We start from the raw sequence: 16,517 nt of genomic DNA, 5'->3' as shown, positions 1-16,517 counted from the left end.
AGACTTGCGGTGATGAAAGGGAGCGAATTTGCTCCCTTTTTCTTGCCTGACATTACGTTAATCGATCATTTATTTATTCGTATATGCGAATTTAAGCGGGCTTCTTGGCAATAAGAATCGCACGGCGTGGCGCAGGGTATCCCTCAATGGTTTTTGTTGGATCATTCGGGTCGAGATAATCCGGCAGTGAATTGTGCGTCATCCACTCAGTTGAACGTTGTTCATCAACTGATGTAATTGATTCATCAGCAATCACCACATCAGCAAAACCACTCTGTTCCAACCAAACCTTAAGTGCTTTCGCCGATGGAAAAAAGAACACATTTCTCATTTGAGCATATCGGTCAACAGGGACTAATACGGCGTTTTCATCGCCATCGATAACCAAGGTTTCTAGAATTAGTTCTCCGCCAGGAACCAGTTGGTTTCGAAGTTGCAATAAATGGTCGAGCGGTGAGCGGCGATGATAGAGCACGCCCATGCTAAACACAGTATCAAAGGCATTTAGATTGGGTAACTGTTCAATGCCGATTGGTAATAGGTGGGCACGTTGATCATTACCAAGGAGCTTTCTGATGGCTTCAAATTGGACTAAAAACAGGTGCGAAGGATCAATGCCAACACACAAACGAGCGCCTTCTCCGAGCATCCGCCACATGTGATAACCATTACCACAACCGACGTCGAGTACTCTGCGGTTTTCAAGCGGCGTAATATGTGGCAATACACGGTCCCATTTCCAATCTGATCGCCATTCGGTATCGATGTGCACATCATGGAGTTGGTACGGCCCTTTTCGCCAAGGGTGAAGTACTTTTAGAACGCTCTCTAACTTTGCAGTTTCACCTGACGATAGCGATTCGTTGTTCCATATTTTTACTGAGCTATCTAACTCGATGTGGTCGGGTACGGTGTCAGGCAGTTTCTTTACCGCTCTTAGCCAACGGTCGATATCACCATGACCAGCTTCTTGCCACTGGGTTAATTGTTGTGGTAGAACATTGAGCCATGGTTGTAATAATGCATCAGTGGCAAGCAGTCGATAGAAATTGGCAAAGTTAAACATAAACGATTACTGTCCTAAGAATTAGAGAGTTATTTAATGGCGAACATTGAGCCAAAGTTAAAACATTGAAACCAGACTTCGTAGCTAGAAAATCCGATATCGGCAAAACGTTGTTTGTGATCTTCAATTGAATCAGGAAGCATGACATTTTCAATTGCGCTACGTTTTTGGCTGATTTCTAGCTCACTGTAACCATTGGCGCGTTTAAAGTCATGGTGGAGGTCGATAAGGAGATTATTGGTTTGAGAATCGGAAAATACATATTTCTCCGATAAAATCAGAATCCCTCCAGGGTTGAGACCTTGATATATTTTCTTCAACAGATGCAAACGGTCTTCGGGAGATAAAAATTGAAGAGTGAAGTTAAGCACGACAACAGAGGCGTTGTTGATCTCAACATCAAGAATATCCGCTTCAATAATCTCTACGGGTGTATCCGAACGATATGCTTGGACGTGTAATTTACAGCGTTCAACCATGGCATGAGAGTTGTCGACTCCGATTATTTTACAACCGGGCTTATTGATATGTCGTCGCATAGAGAGTGTCGCAGCCCCCAAGGAACATCCCAAATCATAGAGCTGACTATCAGGAGTAACAAAGCGTTCGCTCAGCATTCCAATGGCGGATATGATATTACTATAGCCAGGTACAGAACGCTGAATCATATCGGGAAACACTTCGGCAACACGCTCATCGAACGTGAAGTCACCCATCTTATTGATCGGAGCTGAATAAATTGTGTCTTTCGGAGTCATATGCACCTCCCAGCGAACGTGTAATGCGAAAAGCTATACAAATATCGTGGTTTATGGGTCGAACGGTTGATGTGGAAAAGCGCGATATTCTATGAGATTGGGCTTTAAAAGTCATTAACCTAAAGGACTAAAACATACTTATTTGCTGTGGTCCTTTAAAAGCAGGAAATTCTCCTAATGGTGGTAGCGCAATGTGCTCGCCCAACTGTTTATAAAATTTACATGCGAGCTGTGGGGCAAAGTCATTGTCAGAGCTATGAATCATAAAATAGGGTTGCTTACCTTCAGCAATCCATTGTGGCACTTTGTTGAGCCAAGGAGTTAAAAACTCCAAGTTGTCATCTGGGTGGGGTAACCCAATAAAACGCACCATAGGAAAATCGCTTGTGGCAATCGCATGAACAGGAACATGAGGTTTATTACTCTGGGCATCAAGTAACTCTTCAAGGACTTTTCCATTAAGAGACGTTTTGATTCTTTGTGCTTGTGGACTGAAAACAGGGCGGCTGTCCATGATAATACGACTAATGTCGCGTTCAATAAGAAATTGATTAAAGTGTCGCTCTTCTTCGCCTTTAGCAAAGAAGCAGGAGTGCCTAACTTCTACGCCTAAGGGAACGGAGTCGGGAAAAAAGGTAACAAACTTCTTCAATCGTTCAAGTTCCTGATATGAGAACGATGCAGGAAGTTGAATAGTCCATAATCCAATTTTATCGAACAGTGGCTCAAACAAGTTTAACATCGCCTTTAGTTCAGATTGACACCCCTTAAGTAATCGCTCGTGAGTTATGGTTCTAGGCAATTTGAATGTAAATCTGAACGTGTCAGGTGTGGCATCGCGCCAATTCAATACGGTGCGTGCACTCGGTAGGGCGTAAAAAGTGGTATTGCCTTCAACGGTATGAAAAACTTCAGCGTATTTTGACAACCGCTCAGCGTTAGATGTTCCTTTTCCATAGAATGATCTTAACCAAGGGTTGTGCGACCACATGGTGAGCCCTAAGCGTAATGGAATTGGATTATGTGTTGTCAAATGAGTCATTTTTAACGTTAGCCATTTATTCGAAAATTATTTAGTTACTGAGCTTTGAAGAAAGGGGCAATTTAGGGCTATAATCAGCCTCAATTTGACAATTTTCCATTCGTTTTAATTTGTTAGTGGTGAAATCGATTAGATAATAATCAACTTTGCCATTTTTATCATGGAATGAAGATTGTAGCCATATTTTGCGAGCGTCGCCCGCTTTTGGTAACGCTGTTGTCGGCGTATAAACAGAACGTAGCCTGTTAGCTCATTTGTTGAGGATAGCAGTTTAAAATCAGTCAAATATTGTATTGGGATAGTAACTATGCGTAGCCATTATTGTGGTCATTTGAACAAGTCTCTTGTAGGCGAAACGGTCGAACTCTGTGGATGGGTTAACCGTCGTCGTGATTTAGGCGGTCTTATTTTTATTGATATGCGTGATCGTGAAGGGATTGTTCAGGTTGTTGTTGATCCAGACATGGTTGATATTTTTCCAATAGCGAACCAGCTTCGCAATGAATTTTGTATTCGACTTGGTGGTGAAGTGCGTGCACGTCCTGATAGCCAAGTTAATAAAGATATGACGACGGGCGAAGTCGAAATTCTGGCGACATCTTTGGAAATCATCAACCGTTCTGATGCGCTTCCTCTCGACTTCAATCAGCAAAACTCAGAAGAGCAACGTCTGAAATACCGTTATTTGGATCTGCGCCGCTTGGAAATGAGCGATCGCATTAAATTGCGCGCTAAAGCATCGAGTTTTGTTCGTCGTTTCCTTGATGACAATTCATTTTTAGATATCGAAACCCCCGTGTTGACGAAAGCGACGCCAGAAGGCGCACGTGACTACCTAGTACCGAGTCGAGTCCACAAAGGCAGTTTTTACGCGTTGCCACAGTCACCTCAGCTGTTTAAACAATTGTTGATGATGTCTGGATTCGACCGCTACTATCAGATTGTTAAATGTTTCCGAGACGAAGATTTACGAGCTGACCGCCAGCCTGAATTTACCCAAATAGATATCGAAACCTCATTCATGACTTCTGACGAGGTTCGCGCTGTAACCGAGAAAATGATCCGTGAAATGTGGTTAGAGTTACTAAACGTTGACTTGGGTGAATTCCCAGTAATGCCATTTAGTGAAGCAATTCGCCGTTTTGGTAGCGACAAGCCAGATCTACGTAACCCATTAGAGTTGGTTGACGTGGCTGACCTAGTTAAAGACGTTGAATTTAAAGTATTTGCGGGCCCTGCAAATGACGAGAAGGGACGTGTCGCGGTAATTCGTGTTCCTGGTGGCGCATCATTGACGCGTAAGCTTATTGATGGTTATGGCGAATTTGTATCGATTTATGGTGCAAAAGGTCTTGCGTGGATGAAGGTTAATGATAAGGCTGCTGGTCTTGAAGGCATTCAGTCACCGATTGCAAAATTCCTAACTGAAGACATTATCAATGCGATTATAGAACGTAGTGGTGCTGAATCTGGCGATATTATTTTATTTGGCGCAGACAAAGCGAACGTTGTTGCTGAAGCAATGGGTGCACTGCGAGTTAAGCTGGGTAATGATCTAGAGTTAACAGATCTAACTAAGTGGACACCACTTTGGGTCGTTGACTTCCCTATGTTTGAAGAAGACGGTGAAGGGAACTTGCATGCAATGCATCACCCATTCACTTCTCCTCTTGGTGTTACAGCAGAAGAGTTGAAAGCAAACCCTGCCTCAGCAAACTCTAACGCGTATGACATGGTTATCAATGGCTACGAAGTTGGTGGTGGATCGGTTCGTATCCATAATGCAGATATGCAAGCAGCGGTTTTTGATACTCTAGGTATTAGTGAAGAAGAGCAGCGTCAGAAATTTGGTTTCTTATTGGATGCACTTAAATACGGTACTCCACCGCACGCGGGGTTGGCTTTCGGCCTTGATCGCTTAGTTATGCTGTTGTGTGGAACGGATAATATTCGTGATGTTATCGCCTTCCCGAAAACAACCGCAGCGGCTTGTCTGTTAACGGATGCGCCTAGCGAAGCAAACGAAGCTGCGTTGCAGGAGTTAGCTCTTACTGTTACAGCGGCAAAAGGTAAAGAATAGTCTTTACGCTAAATTATAAAGGGTGACCATCTGGCCACCCTTTTTTATTTCAGTTTCATATTAACAACATATGACGGGTATTTATTTTGGCTCAACTTTATTTTTACTATTCGGCAATGAATGCTGGTAAATCGACGACTTTGCTTCAATCTGCATTTAATTATCAAGAGCGGGGGATGAACCCGATGATTTTTACTGCTGCGATTGACGACCGATACAGTGTCGGGAAGGTGAGTTCTCGAATCGGTTTAGAGCAAGATGCTGCACTTTTTGATCAAGCAACAGATATGTTCGAAAAGGTTAAAATAGAGCACGAAGAAAAAGGTGTTCACTGTGTGATGATCGATGAAGCACAGTTTCTGACTAAGGCGCAGGTGTGGGCGTTAAGCGATGTTGTTGATAAATTGAAAGTGCCGGTATTATGTTACGGATTAAGGACGGACTTTCAGGGTGAGATGTTCCCTGGGAGCGCAGCTTTACTTGCCTGCGCTGACAAGTTAATAGAGCTTAAGACTATTTGCCATTGCGGAAAAAAAGCAATTATGGTGGTGCGATTGAATCAAAACGGCGAGCCTATACGAGAAGGTTCACAAGTGGCAATTGGTGGTAACGATCGTTATGTTTCAATGTGTCGTGCGCATTTTAAACAAGCACTAGGTCGTTAATTAACAAAATGGTATGGCGTCAATAGGCGATAAGTAATTAAACTTAAAGCCATACCTAAGTAATTTATCGACGCAAATACTTTTGTCTTCAATATCGACGATAGGTGGGAAACTGAGTTCAATTCCCATCTGCTTAGACGCTGCTTTATAGAACTCTGCTTTGCTCGGCTTTTGTGGTGACACAGCGTTTATCACCTCATTATTGATTTGCTCAATCGAGAATTCGATTATGTTGATTGCGTCACTGAGGTGTAGCATATTCGCGGGAGCTTTCTGACTTACCTTTTTTAGGTGCCTAACAAATCGAGAAGGATGTCGATTTGGACCAAATAGCCCACCACAACGAATGATTACGGTATTTAGATTTGACTGTTCGACGAGTTCTTCAGCCTCGAGTAACATTCGGCTTTTGAGACTGAATTCTAAATTTGTTTGCGCCAGAGATAATGTTGCATCCGTTTCAACCATTTCATTCGCAAGGTCAGGGTAAACCCCTGTGGTGCTAATCATTATGAGTTTATCGATACTTGCTTGCTTACAAGCATCAACAACGGTGTGCCAGTTTTGTGAATATTGTTCGCCGAGGCCTTTACGAAGACCGGGAGGGAAGCACCCAATAACAATATTGGAGCGTTGTTGGTTAAGTTGCGATAAAAGGTCACATGTAGTTAGGGAAACATCAGTAACAAAACCGTGAATATCAGTTTGATCAAAGCAGGTTAGGCCTAGTGCATTTGTTTTACTGGCATAGACTGTGTGGTTTATAGCAAGTTGCTTTGCCAAAGGTAGACCAAGCCATCCAGCTCCAATTACGGTGATTACTGACATTTATGCACCTAACGTTATCATTACTTAATGTGAAAATGATGGAGCAGCATGAAGAACACGAAGAACAGTTTCGGCATTTTGAGCAATTTCAATACCTTCATCAGTTAAATATCCACCGTCTGGTAGGGTGCATAACCCTTTCGCATATAAACGCTCTACGGCACCCAGTGTTTCTTTGTTTGCATCATTGTGCACTTTGATTCCTGTCGCACGACTGCTCAGATCAAACTGAAGTAATAGATTTAGTTCTTCCATATGGTGGCTAGTGTATTTCATCGGTAATTCCTCTAGAAAGTTGCCCGCACTGTGCGATTTAAATAACGTGTTAAACCTAATCTATCAGACACTCGTGAATGAAAGTTTGAAATACCAACGATTTTATCACTTATTTCAGCAATTTGTTTTTGATTGCGCGTAAATTAGCCAAACGAATACAAAAGGGCAAAATAATTGTTGACTGAAAATCTCCAATCCGTAGAATGCATCCCCGTACTAAGGAGCTCACGTTCTTTACGTATTTTCCTTTAGTAGTAAAGGGCGTGTTGGCAGAGTGGCCATGCAGCGGATTGCAAATCCGTGGACCTCGGTTCGACTCCGGGACGCGCCTCCATTGCGACACTAGCTCAGTTGGTAGAGCGCAACCTTGCCAAGGTTGAGGTCACGAGTTCGAACCTCGTGTGTCGCTCCAAGTTTCAAAGCGATGCTTTTGATATGTTTCAGAGCTTCGTTATACAATTTAATGATACATTTATTGTATCAAAGATGGTGTCTGATAACTCAGTCGACGGTACATCAATACAGCGTTATTGTGTGCCCTGGTGGTGGAATTGGTAGACACAAGGGATTTAAAATCCCTCGGCGTTCGCGCTGTGCCGGTTCAAGTCCGGCCCGGGGCACCATCTTGCGACACTAGCTCAGTTGGTAGAGCGCAACCTTGCCAAGGTTGAGGTCACGAGTTCGAACCTCGTGTGTCGCTCCAATTAGAAACCCTAGCCTGATGGCTGGGGTTTTTGACATTTAAGCAGAGCGTAATCTTGCCAAGGTTGAGGTCACGCTTTTGGTTCAAGAGAAAGCGAACCTCGTGTGTCGCTCCAATTAGAAACCCTAGCCTGATGGCTGGGGTTTTTACGTTTAAGCAGAACGCAATCTTGCCAAGGCTGAGGTCACGCTTTTAGTTCAAGAGAAAGCGAACCTCGTGTGTCGCTCCAATTAGAAACCCTAGCCTGATGGCTGGGGTTTTTGACATTTAAGCAGAGCGCAATCTTGCCAAGGTCGAGGTCACGCTTTTAGTTATTACTTTTCAAATTGATTTATATTTTCGATTAAGTCTAGAAATAGATCTTTCCCGATAGGGAGCAGTTTGTCTGGAAAGTCGTAATCGGGATGATGAAGCTGTGGGGTTGATTCGCCACTTCCAAGAACAAACAACGCTCCGTGCCTTGCTACTTCCGTAAATTGTCCAAAATCTTCTGACCACCGCATCGGCTGATTTAATACGTCATATTGAATATTTAGCTTTTCACAGGAGTTACTAACAAGCTTGGTCGCTAATTCATCATTTGTTGTGGCGTCGAATTCATCTTGGAATTTTATGTCGTACGATAATTGATATTTGGAACAGAGTTTCTCAACCGCCTGAGCTAACCTAGCTTGTAACTGATTCATCGTAAAGTTGGTTTCACTTCGCAATGTGAGCATTACAACGCCTTGTCCAGGGCTGGTACCAAAAGCGATTTCACCTAATTTTGAATATATCACTGTACACCAACAAGTATCTTCAATTTGATTTGGAAGATCGCTTGCAAGCTGAATCAATTCACACATTGCGATAGCAGGGCTATTACCATGCTCAGGATAGGCTGCGTGGGAAGTATGACCGGTTAATTCGATGATCATCCCCTTTGATGCGCAGTTGAATGTACCCGATTTAATACCAACTCGGCCAAGTTCCAACCCTGGATAGTTATGAAGTGCAAATGCGTAATCTGGAACATAAGGCCGAAATACATCATCTTGAATCATTGCCTTAGCGCCTTCTCCGGTTTCCTCTGCAGATTGAAAAGCAAGAATGACTCGTCCGCTTTCGGGAGGAGTATTGTGTAACTGTTTTGCCAAAGAAAGAATGATTGTCATGTGTCCGTCGTGACCACACTTATGTGCACAACAAGTATGATGAGAACGATATTCTAATGTATGGTTTTCTTCGATAGGGAGAGCGTCTAACTCTGCACGAAATAATGTCGTTGGACCTGGTTTTTTGCCTTGGTATATGGCTAATACACCATAGCCGCCAACGTGAGTGATGATTTTACTGGGTTGATATTGCTTTAATGTATCAATAACAGCTTGGGCAGTGGCACTTTCGTGGTTAGATAATTCGGCAATCTGATGCAGTTGATGACGTTTAATTTGCCACTCGGAGTGAGACATCCTTTCTCCTTGAAATATGTCGAAGGCTATCGAGGTTGACTGAAGTATTTATGATGATTTTTAATCACTTTACAGTACATCTCGAGACTCAAAAAGTGTTATTATTTCGCATTAAATAATAGCTTAAGCAAAGTGTGGTGATTTTTAACGTTATATCTTTTTTAAAGCGTATTTCAGTTTGGAATCAATGTCAGCTTTAGTTACTATGTACCGCTATTTTATATTAACCAACAGATTTTTTCGGAATCGCCCAATTCCGATGTCGAAACTACCTACAGGGTAGGCGAGGAAACGATGCAACATCTACAAGAGATTATTGCGAATGCGAGTTCTGCAATTAATGCAGCTGATTCATTAGTTGTATTAGACGAAGTTCGAGTTCAGTACTTAGGTAAGAAAGGTGAGCTGACAGCTCAGTTACAAAACCTCGGAAAATTACCCCCGGAAGAGCGTCGAGAAGCTGGTCAAGAGATCAATAAAGCGAAAAGTTCCGTTCAGAAAGCAATAGCTGCGCGTAAAGAAGCGTTACAAGCGGCAGAATTGGAACAGAAACTAGCAGCCGAAACCATTGATGTTAGTTTGCCTGGACGTCGAATTGAGAACGGCGGTTTACACCCGGTGACTAGAACTATCGAACGAATTGAGAGCTTTTTCGGCGAACTCGGTTTCACTGTTCAGTCTGGACCAGAAATAGAAGATGATTTTCATAACTTTGATGCATTGAATATTGCTGATGATCACCCGGCTCGTACTGATCATGATACCTTCTTTTTTAATCCTAAGTTGATGTTACGTACTCATACCTCTGGCGTTCAAATTCGAACATTAGAAGAGAGTCAGCCACCGATTCGTTTTATTGCACCTGGTCGTGTTTATCGAAACGATTACGATCAAACTCATACGCCAATGTTCCACCAAGTGGAAGGTATGCTCGTTGATGAGAATGTTAACTTTGCGCAGCTCAAAGGTATTCTGAATGACTTCTTGTGTAATTTCTTTGAAGAAGATTTAGAAGTTCGTTTCCGTCCTTCTTATTTTCCGTTTACAGAACCTTCAGCAGAAGTCGACGTAAAAGGAAAGAATGGCAAATGGTTAGAAGTGTTAGGCTGCGGTATGGTCCATCCAAATGTGCTTCGTAGTGTTGGCATCGACCCAGAGAAATACTCTGGTTTTGCTTTCGGTATGGGTGTTGAGCGCCTTACTATGTTGCGCTATGGCGTAAACGACTTGCGCGCATTCTTCGAAAATGATCTTCGTTTCCTTAAACAGTTTAAGTAATTCAGGGGCAGTACAAAATGAAATTCAGTGAATCATGGCTTCGTGAGTGGGTCAACCCTGCGGTTACTACTGACGAACTAACTCATCAAATTACAATGGCTGGTCTTGAGGTCGATGATGTTATTCCTGCAGCGGGTAACTTTACTGGTGTTAAAGTTGGTCAGGTAGTTGAATGTGAACAGCACCCAGACGCAGATAAACTACGCGTAACAAAAGTCGATGTTGGTGAAGACGAGTTGCTTGATATCGTATGTGGAGCATCAAACTGTCGACAAGGTATTAAAGTGGCCGTTGCCACAGTCGGTGCCGTTTTACCTGGTGATTTTAAGATAAAGAAAGCAAAACTACGTGGTCAACCATCTCATGGTATGCTTTGCTCATTTAGTGAATTAGGTATTGATGTCGAATCAGATGGAATACTTGAACTAACATCTAATGCGCCAATTGGGACTGATATCCGAAGTTTCCTAGAATTAAACGATGTAACGATTGATGTAGATCTAACGTCAAATCGTGCAGACTGCTTTAGCTTGCGTGGTATGGCTCGCGAAGTAGGTGTTCTCAATCGCATGGATGTGGCTGAACCTTCATCTGATGCAGTTTCTAGTCAGAATGATAGCACCGTATCTATCCGTGTTGATGCGTCTCACGCATGCCCACGTTACTTAGGGCGAGTGATTAAAAACATCAACGTCGAAGCGGAAACGCCACTTTGGATGCAAGAGAAATTGCGTCGATGTGGTATTCGTTCAATCGATCCAGTTGTTGATGTAACAAACTATATTTTACTCGAGCAAGGCCAGCCTATGCATGCATTCGATCTTGCAAAAATAGACGGTGGCATTGTGGTTCGTATGGCTGAGCAAGATGAAAAGCTTACTTTGCTTGACGGTAATGAAGCCAAACTTAACTCAAATACCCTTGTCGTTGCAGATCACAACAAAGCGCTTGCTATTGCAGGAATTTTCGGTGGTGAGGGATCAGGGGTTAACTCTGAGACAAAAGATATTTTGCTCGAGTGTGCATTCTTTTCTCCTGATGATATTCGAGGAAGAGCGCGTAGTTATGGTCTACATACCGACTCATCGATGCGTTATGAACGTGGAGTAGATTATGCTTTACAAGCGAGTGCTATGGAGCGTGCGACTCAGTTATTGGTAGAGATTTGTGGTGGAGATGTTGCTCCAGTCGTCACGGTTGAATCGGAATCCGATCTGCCAACGCCTAATCGAGTAACGCTACGTCGAACTAAGCTCGATCGTCTACTTGGACATGTTATCCCAGATATTGACGTTGTTGAGATTCTGCAGCGCTTAGGTATGTCGGTTGACACGATCGACGGTGGTTGGGCTGCTACGGCTCCGACTTGGCGTTTTGATATCGAAATCGAGCAGGATTTGATTGAGGAAGTAGGGCGTATTTATGGATACGATAATATTCCAAATCAAGCACCGCTAGCGGCACTATCAATGAACGATCATAAGGAAGCGAATATTGCGCTTTCTCGTGTACGCAATCTTTTGGTTGACCGTGGTTATCATGAAGCGATCACCTATAGTTTTGTTTCGCCTGAGCAGCAAAAACTGATCGTGCCAGATATCGAACCATTGGTATTGCCAAATCCGATTTCAGCTGACATGTCTGCAATGCGTCTAAGTCTAATTCAGGGCTTATTAAATACGGTTGTGCGTAACCAAAAGCGTCAACAGTCGCGAGTTCGCCTGTTCGAATATGGCTTACGCTTTGTTCCGGACGAGACGGCTGAAAATGGCATGGCGCAGACTCCAATGCTTGCTGGTGTTATCGCTGGTCCTCGTTCTGATGAACATTGGAACTTAGAAGCAGCAACGGTTGATTTCTTCGACTTGAAGGGCGATTTGGAAGCAGTACTTGAGCTAACAGCAAATGAAAAAGCGTTCAGCTTTAGTGCAACTAACCATCCAGCTCTGCACCCTGGGCAGGCTGCAACGATTTTATTTAATGGCAATGCGGTCGGTGTTATTGGTACCGTTCACCCTCAACTTGAACGTGAGTTTGGCCTCAATGGTCGAACTGTTGTATTTGAACTAGAATGGTCTGCGATACAAACTAAGGTGATTCCAGAAGTTGCGACAGTTTCAAAATTCCCATCTAACCGTAGAGATATAGCGATTGTTGTTGATGAAAATGTCTCGGCAGGAGATGTCCTTGCAACTTGTCTATCATCTGGCGGTGAATTGGTGACAGATGCTTCTCTATTTGATGTCTACGTTGGTAAAGGTGTCGATGATGATAAGAAAAGTTTAGCGATTGCTCTTACACTCCAATCTGATGATCGTACGTTGGAGGAGGCTGAAATTTCTTCAAGTGTATCGGCTGTCATAGCAGCAGTTGTTGAGAGTCATCAAGGCACGTTGAGAGAATAATCGCATCGTCAAATATGATAGTGTTAGCATAATGCATAAGACCGAGTATTTCTCGGTCTTATTTATTTATATTAATACAGAATGATGTCAACTTACTGAAAACTTGGAAATTATCAATTTTGAGACCTAAATTGGATAATTATCAAAATTATGTAAAACAATAAAATCTTCTGTCGTATATGTTCTTGATGGAGTTCACCACTAATTTTCCTTTATTATCAGCTTATTACTCTAAATCCTTGCTGGTTTTATGGAATAGTTGTACGCTAAAATCAATAAAGATAATACTTCTGTGGTTAAAAAAGTTGGCGTAAATCAGAAGCTTGGCATACACTTCATTTACATAGCCGATATGTTGTTGATTGGCTGAGTAAAGTTTGCTTTGGTGCCGCGTGGTAGCGGTAAAGTTAAGCCTAGCTTTGAGGGGATTTTATGGCGCTTACAAAAGCTGAATTAGCTGAAAACCTATTCGATAAACTTGGTTTCAGTAAACGAGATGCCAAGGAAACGGTTGAAGTGTTTTTTGAAGAAATTCGCAAATCACTTGAAAATGGTGAGCAGGTAAAATTGTCTGGTTTTGGTAACTTTGATTTACGTGATAAGAATGAGCGTCCAGGTCGAAACCCAAAAACAGGTGAGGATATACCTATTTCTGCTCGCCGGGTTGTTACATTTCGTCCAGGCCAAAAATTAAAAGCTCGTGTAGAAAATATCGAGATTGATAAATAGAAATAAAAGACCACATTTATGTGGTCTTTTGTTTCTGTGTCTTTCTTGTCTAACCTTTCTAATTCCACAATGGTCATTATCATTGTGCGACGGATTATATTAATTCAATTATTATGGATCATGAATTTTGGCACACAAAATGGGCCACAAATAAAATTGGCTTTCATTTGGAAGACATTCACCCTTTGTTGAAACGTCATTGGGCTTCAACTAACGCTTCAAAAGAGAGCTCGGTGTTAGTTCCACTATGTGGGAAATCGGAAGACTTAGATTGGCTTGCGGAGCGGCATCAACACGTAGTTGGTGTTGAATTAAGTGATATTGCAGTAAAAAGTTATTTTGCTCAACGATTCTATACTCCGACCGTGACTCAACTTGATAGTTTTAACTGTCTATATCAGTTCGATGAATTATCAATTTATCAGGGTGATGTATTCAAAGCACCTTTGCCCTCTGTCGATATTGTTTATGATAGAGCTGCGCTGATCGCACTTCCGTTAGAAGTACGTGCGAAGTACGCTCAACGATTGCTGTCGTTAGTGAACCCTGGAGGCTCGATACTACTTATTAGTGTTGAGCATAATCTTGATAAGCCGTCACCTCCATTTTCTGTCGAGGCTAACGAAATCCGAACTATATTCGTGAATTGTGACTGCCGTGAGCTAGAGTATGTCGCTTTACCTGATGACAAAGTCGATGGCGAGAGAGTGTGGCTAATTAGACCAAATAGTAAATAGAAAACGAGCGTTTCAATATCTATTGAAAAAAGTCACATTCACCATACTTATGGTAGATGTGACTTTTTTGATTTGTCAGGTCAATAGCGATCAATCACCAAAGAACTAATTGTAATGAATTTGAATTTTACTCGCACATTCAATTGCTAATTCTTTTGCTAGACCTGTACTTTCAGCAGTAGCCAAAGTCACACCTAAACGGCGACGACCATCTATGGTTGGCTTCCCGAATAAGCGAATTTGAGTGTTTGACACTTTCAACGCTTCATTTAGGTTGCTGAACGATAAATCTTCAGATGTTCCTTGTCCCAAGACCGCAACAGAAGCAGCCGGAGAGATAAGATTAATTTGATTAATCGGCAACCCAGTAAATGCACGTACATGAAGTGCAAATTCAGATATGCTTTGTGATGCTAAGGTGACTAAACCGGTATCGTGCGGGCGAGGTGATACCTCATTAAAGATAACAGTATCGCCTTTGATAAAGAGTTCAACACCAAATATGCCGTAGCCGCCAAGCGCTTCAACGACTTTGCCTGCCGCATCCTGTGCAGCGTTTAAGGCCGCTTCTGACATGACTTGAGGCTGCCATGACTCGCGGTAATCTCCATCTTCCTGACGGTGTCCAATCGGAGCACAAAAATGAATACCATCGACCGCTCTGACAGTCAAAAGGGTAATTTCATAATCGAAATCAATGAAGCCTTCAACGATGACGCGTCCAGCGCCAGTTCGTCCGCCTTCTTGCGCGTAATCCCATGCTTTTTCAATATCAGATTGTGATTTGATTATACTTTGTCCTTTGCCAGAAGAGCTCATTACTGGCTTTACGACACAAGGAATACCGACATCAGAAACGGCTTGTGCGAACTGAGCATAATCGTCGGCAAAGTAGTAATGTGAAGTGGTGAGTTTAAGTTCTTCAGCGGCTAATCGACGAATACCTTCACGGTTCATGGTAAGGCGAGTTGCGTTTGCTGTAGGCACAACATTCAAACCCTGCTGCTCGAGTTCTACGAGTTTACTGGTGGCGATTGCTTCGACTTCTGGCACGATAAAGTCAGGCTTTTCTTCATCGATAACATTCGCGAGAGCATCACCATCTAGCATATCAAATACATGACTTCTGTGAGCAACTTGCATTGCTGGAGCGTTAGGGTAGCGGTCACAGGCAATTACTTCTAAACCTAATCGTTGGCATTCTATAGCGACTTCTTTACCAAGCTCACCTGAGCCAAGTAAAAGAACTTTCGAGGCGCTGTTACTGGTAGCTGTGCCTAACATCTGGATTTCCTCATCATCGAAATATTTAGTCTATTTAACGGCGCAATCATACTGAATTTAATTTGAAAAGCAAACGTTTGCCTATGACAATGTTTGAGCCTTAAAACAACGATTTCGTGCAGGATGATTGTTGTCGTTTATCGATAATCAGAATGTAGTAATTAGTGGATGATTTGATAGAGCCAGTTTGCGTACGCGTAGAAAAAAGGTGCTAGGACTGAGGTGATTACGCCGCATAGTACTAGCGCCAATGAGCTAAACGCCGCATCGCGAGAGTCTTTTTCAGCGCAGGTTGCTGTGCCTAGTGCATGAGAGACGTTACCCATGGTTAGGCCTCGGGCGATTGGGTGAGTGATGTTTAATAATTTGTATATAGGGTAGGCAAATATTGCACCAAAGAGTCCAACTACTAACACTAAAATCGCGGCTATAGCGGGTTCTCCTCCAAAATGTGCGGAGACTTCCATGGCGATCGGTGTGGTTACCGACTTCGTTAATATCGAGGCGACTAGCGGCATGTCTGCATTTAATATGACAGCAATGGTTGCTGAGGTGACCATGGACATTACACTGCCGAAACCACATGAAAACAAGATAATTCGCCAATTCGCTTTGATTTGAGGAAGTTGCTCATAAAGTGGGTAAGCCAATGCAACGACGGCGGGCTGAAGCAGATAGCTAACCCAAAGGTTGTCGTTGTAATAGTCCTCATAAGACACGTCTAACGCCACTAATATCGCGATGATAAGAGAAACCGAAATTAGAAGCGGATTTGCTAGTGGATGTTTGGCTTTTTTTGCTAACCAGCGAGCAAAGATAAATATTACCAAAGAGATCAATAGCCACATTATTGATCGCCTCGCTTTAATGAGCGATCGAGAACTAAAGCTAACACGATTAACACAATGAATGAACCACCTATAGCACTAGCAAATATAGGCAAAGCGTTATTTGCTAATGTATCAAAATGCTCCATTAACCCGACACTAATAGGTACAAATAAAAACATCATATAGCGAATAAATAATGTAGCACTCGGTTTAACTTGAGCAGAAGGAACGGCACCCGATGCGAGTAAAATAAAAAGTATCAACATACCGATAATACTACCCGGTAAAGCGATATCGAGTAATTGCTGAATTCCAATGCCGGCATACAAGCACGTGAAGATAATCGCCATGGAAATTAGGTATTTAACAGGATTTCGAGACATTA

15 protein-coding genes and 4 tRNA genes are annotated in these 16,517 nt (G+C 42.6%); 10 read left to right on the top strand and 9 right to left on the bottom strand.

Annotated elements, in window-relative coordinates; all coding sequences use genetic code 11:
* Window positions 1-91 precede the first annotated feature (91 nt).
* The 3 genes from cmoB to ACXJY6_RS03720 all read right to left on the bottom strand — a co-directional run bounded on the left by cmoB (window position 92) and on the right by ACXJY6_RS03720 (window position 2,866).
* Window positions 92-1,066 (bottom strand): tRNA 5-methoxyuridine(34)/uridine 5-oxyacetic acid(34) synthase CmoB, encoded by a 975-nt coding sequence (cmoB, locus tag ACXJY6_RS03730; RefSeq protein ID WP_458767445.1) that lies wholly within the window; start codon window positions 1,064-1,066, stop codon window positions 92-94.
* Window positions 1,067-1,095: 29 nt separating this feature from the next.
* A complete protein-coding gene (gene cmoA, locus ACXJY6_RS03725; protein ID WP_456051948.1) occupies window positions 1,096-1,824 on the bottom strand; it encodes a carboxy-S-adenosyl-L-methionine synthase CmoA in 729 nt (242 codons plus the stop codon).
* A gap of 127 nt (window positions 1,825-1,951) precedes the next feature.
* The gene (locus ACXJY6_RS03720; protein ID WP_458767444.1) at window positions 1,952-2,866 is read right to left on the bottom strand and encodes a DUF72 domain-containing protein; all 915 of its coding nucleotides are present in this window, start codon (window positions 2,864-2,866) and stop codon (window positions 1,952-1,954) included.
* Window positions 2,867-3,173: 307 nt separating this feature from the next.
* On the opposite strand from ACXJY6_RS03720, the gene aspS reads away from it, so the two are divergent.
* Entirely contained in the window at window positions 3,174-4,946 is a 1,773-nt protein-coding gene (aspS, locus tag ACXJY6_RS03715) for an aspartate--tRNA ligase (protein ID WP_458767443.1), read from the top strand.
* Between the two features lie 86 nt (window positions 4,947-5,032).
* Complete coding sequence (locus ACXJY6_RS03710) at window positions 5,033-5,611, top strand: thymidine kinase (RefSeq protein ID WP_456051951.1); 579 nt, start codon at window positions 5,033-5,035, stop codon at window positions 5,609-5,611.
* On the opposite strand, the gene ACXJY6_RS03705 is transcribed toward ACXJY6_RS03710, so the two are convergent.
* Window positions 5,612-6,439 carry an NAD(P)H-binding protein gene (locus ACXJY6_RS03705; RefSeq protein ID WP_458767442.1) on the bottom strand — a complete coding sequence of 276 codons (828 nt, stop codon included), beginning with the start codon at window positions 6,437-6,439 and terminating at the stop codon, window positions 5,612-5,614. It lies immediately after the preceding gene.
* Between the two features lie 24 nt (window positions 6,440-6,463).
* On the bottom strand, window positions 6,464-6,715 hold the full coding sequence (locus ACXJY6_RS03700) for a TIGR02647 family protein (RefSeq protein WP_458767441.1): 252 nt from the start codon (window positions 6,713-6,715) through the stop codon (window positions 6,464-6,466).
* Between the two features lie 260 nt (window positions 6,716-6,975).
* On the opposite strand from ACXJY6_RS03700, the gene ACXJY6_RS03695 reads away from it, so the two are divergent.
* From ACXJY6_RS03695 to ACXJY6_RS03680, 4 genes are all read left to right on the top strand, one after another.
* Window positions 6,976-7,049, top strand: a tRNA-Cys gene (locus ACXJY6_RS03695).
* A 2-nt stretch (window positions 7,050-7,051) separates the two neighbouring features.
* Window positions 7,052-7,127 (top strand) — tRNA-Gly (locus tag ACXJY6_RS03690).
* A gap of 124 nt (window positions 7,128-7,251) precedes the next feature.
* Window positions 7,252-7,338 (top strand) — tRNA-Leu (locus ACXJY6_RS03685).
* Window positions 7,339-7,342: 4 nt separating this feature from the next.
* Window positions 7,343-7,418: transfer RNA gene (locus ACXJY6_RS03680), tRNA-Gly, on the top strand.
* Between the two features lie 314 nt (window positions 7,419-7,732).
* Here ACXJY6_RS03680 and ACXJY6_RS03675 read toward each other — a convergent pair.
* Window positions 7,733-8,869 carry an amidohydrolase gene (locus tag ACXJY6_RS03675; protein ID WP_458767440.1) on the bottom strand — a complete coding sequence of 379 codons (1,137 nt, stop codon included), beginning with the start codon at window positions 8,867-8,869 and terminating at the stop codon, window positions 7,733-7,735.
* A gap of 294 nt (window positions 8,870-9,163) precedes the next feature.
* On the opposite strand from ACXJY6_RS03675, the gene pheS reads away from it, so the two are divergent.
* The 4 genes from pheS to ACXJY6_RS03655 all read left to right on the top strand — a co-directional run bounded on the left by pheS (window position 9,164) and on the right by ACXJY6_RS03655 (window position 14,018).
* On the top strand, window positions 9,164-10,147 hold the full coding sequence (pheS, locus tag ACXJY6_RS03670) for a phenylalanine--tRNA ligase subunit alpha (protein WP_456051955.1): 984 nt from the start codon (window positions 9,164-9,166) through the stop codon (window positions 10,145-10,147).
* 17 nt (window positions 10,148-10,164) lie between these two features.
* Window positions 10,165-12,552: a phenylalanine--tRNA ligase subunit beta gene (pheT, locus tag ACXJY6_RS03665; RefSeq protein WP_458767439.1), complete on the top strand. Its 2,388-nt coding sequence runs from the start codon at window positions 10,165-10,167 to the stop codon at window positions 12,550-12,552.
* Window positions 12,553-12,984: 432 nt separating this feature from the next.
* Complete coding sequence (gene ihfA / locus ACXJY6_RS03660; RefSeq protein ID WP_456051957.1) at window positions 12,985-13,281, top strand: integration host factor subunit alpha; 297 nt, start codon at window positions 12,985-12,987, stop codon at window positions 13,279-13,281.
* A 110-nt stretch (window positions 13,282-13,391) separates the two neighbouring features.
* Entirely contained in the window at window positions 13,392-14,018 is a 627-nt protein-coding gene (locus tag ACXJY6_RS03655) for a thiopurine S-methyltransferase (protein WP_458767695.1), read from the top strand.
* Window positions 14,019-14,123: 105 nt separating this feature from the next.
* Here the strand turns inward: ACXJY6_RS03655 and purT are convergent, their stop codons facing one another.
* The 3 genes from purT to ACXJY6_RS03640 form a co-directional block, all read right to left on the bottom strand.
* Window positions 14,124-15,302, bottom strand: a complete 1,179-nt coding sequence (purT, locus tag ACXJY6_RS03650) for a formate-dependent phosphoribosylglycinamide formyltransferase (protein WP_458767438.1) — start codon at window positions 15,300-15,302, stop codon at window positions 14,124-14,126.
* Between the two features lie 161 nt (window positions 15,303-15,463).
* A complete protein-coding gene (locus tag ACXJY6_RS03645; RefSeq protein WP_458767437.1) occupies window positions 15,464-16,150 on the bottom strand; it encodes an LrgB family protein in 687 nt (228 codons plus the stop codon).
* Complete coding sequence (locus ACXJY6_RS03640; RefSeq protein ID WP_456051960.1) at window positions 16,150-16,515, bottom strand: CidA/LrgA family protein; 366 nt, start codon at window positions 16,513-16,515, stop codon at window positions 16,150-16,152. The genes ACXJY6_RS03645 and ACXJY6_RS03640 overlap by 1 nt, the downstream gene beginning before the upstream one ends.
* Window positions 16,516-16,517 lie beyond the last annotated feature (2 nt).

The sequence above is a fragment of the Vibrio phycocola genome (assembly GCF_054404255.1).
This window is presented reverse-complemented; position numbering and strand designations above follow the sequence as displayed.

Excerpts from the sequence above, each read along its gene's own strand:
- ACXJY6_RS03700 (WP_458767441.1), bottom strand. The coding sequence starts at position 6,715 with ATGAAATACACTAGCCACCATATGGAAGAACTAAATCTATTACTTCAG.
- cmoB (WP_458767445.1), bottom strand. The coding sequence starts at position 1,066 with ATGTTTAACTTTGCCAATTTCTATCGACTGCTTGCCACTGATGCATTA.
- aspS (WP_458767443.1), top strand. The coding sequence starts at position 3,174 with ATGCGTAGCCATTATTGTGGTCATTTGAACAAGTCTCTTGTAGGCGAA.
- ACXJY6_RS03675 (WP_458767440.1), bottom strand. The coding sequence starts at position 8,869 with ATGTCTCACTCCGAGTGGCAAATTAAACGTCATCAACTGCATCAGATT.
- pheT (WP_458767439.1), top strand. The coding sequence starts at position 10,165 with ATGAAATTCAGTGAATCATGGCTTCGTGAGTGGGTCAACCCTGCGGTT.
- purT (WP_458767438.1), bottom strand. The coding sequence starts at position 15,302 with ATGTTAGGCACAGCTACCAGTAACAGCGCCTCGAAAGTTCTTTTACTT.
- cmoA (WP_456051948.1), bottom strand. The coding sequence starts at position 1,824 with ATGACTCCGAAAGACACAATTTATTCAGCTCCGATCAATAAGATGGGT.
- ihfA (WP_456051957.1), top strand. The coding sequence starts at position 12,985 with ATGGCGCTTACAAAAGCTGAATTAGCTGAAAACCTATTCGATAAACTT.
- ACXJY6_RS03705 (WP_458767442.1), bottom strand. The coding sequence starts at position 6,439 with ATGTCAGTAATCACCGTAATTGGAGCTGGATGGCTTGGTCTACCTTTG.
- ACXJY6_RS03645 (WP_458767437.1), bottom strand. The coding sequence starts at position 16,150 with ATGTGGCTATTGATCTCTTTGGTAATATTTATCTTTGCTCGCTGGTTA.
- ACXJY6_RS03720 (WP_458767444.1), bottom strand. The coding sequence starts at position 2,866 with ATGACTCATTTGACAACACATAATCCAATTCCATTACGCTTAGGGCTC.
- pheS (WP_456051955.1), top strand. The coding sequence starts at position 9,164 with ATGCAACATCTACAAGAGATTATTGCGAATGCGAGTTCTGCAATTAAT.
- ACXJY6_RS03640 (WP_456051960.1), bottom strand. The coding sequence starts at position 16,515 with ATGTCTCGAAATCCTGTTAAATACCTAATTTCCATGGCGATTATCTTC.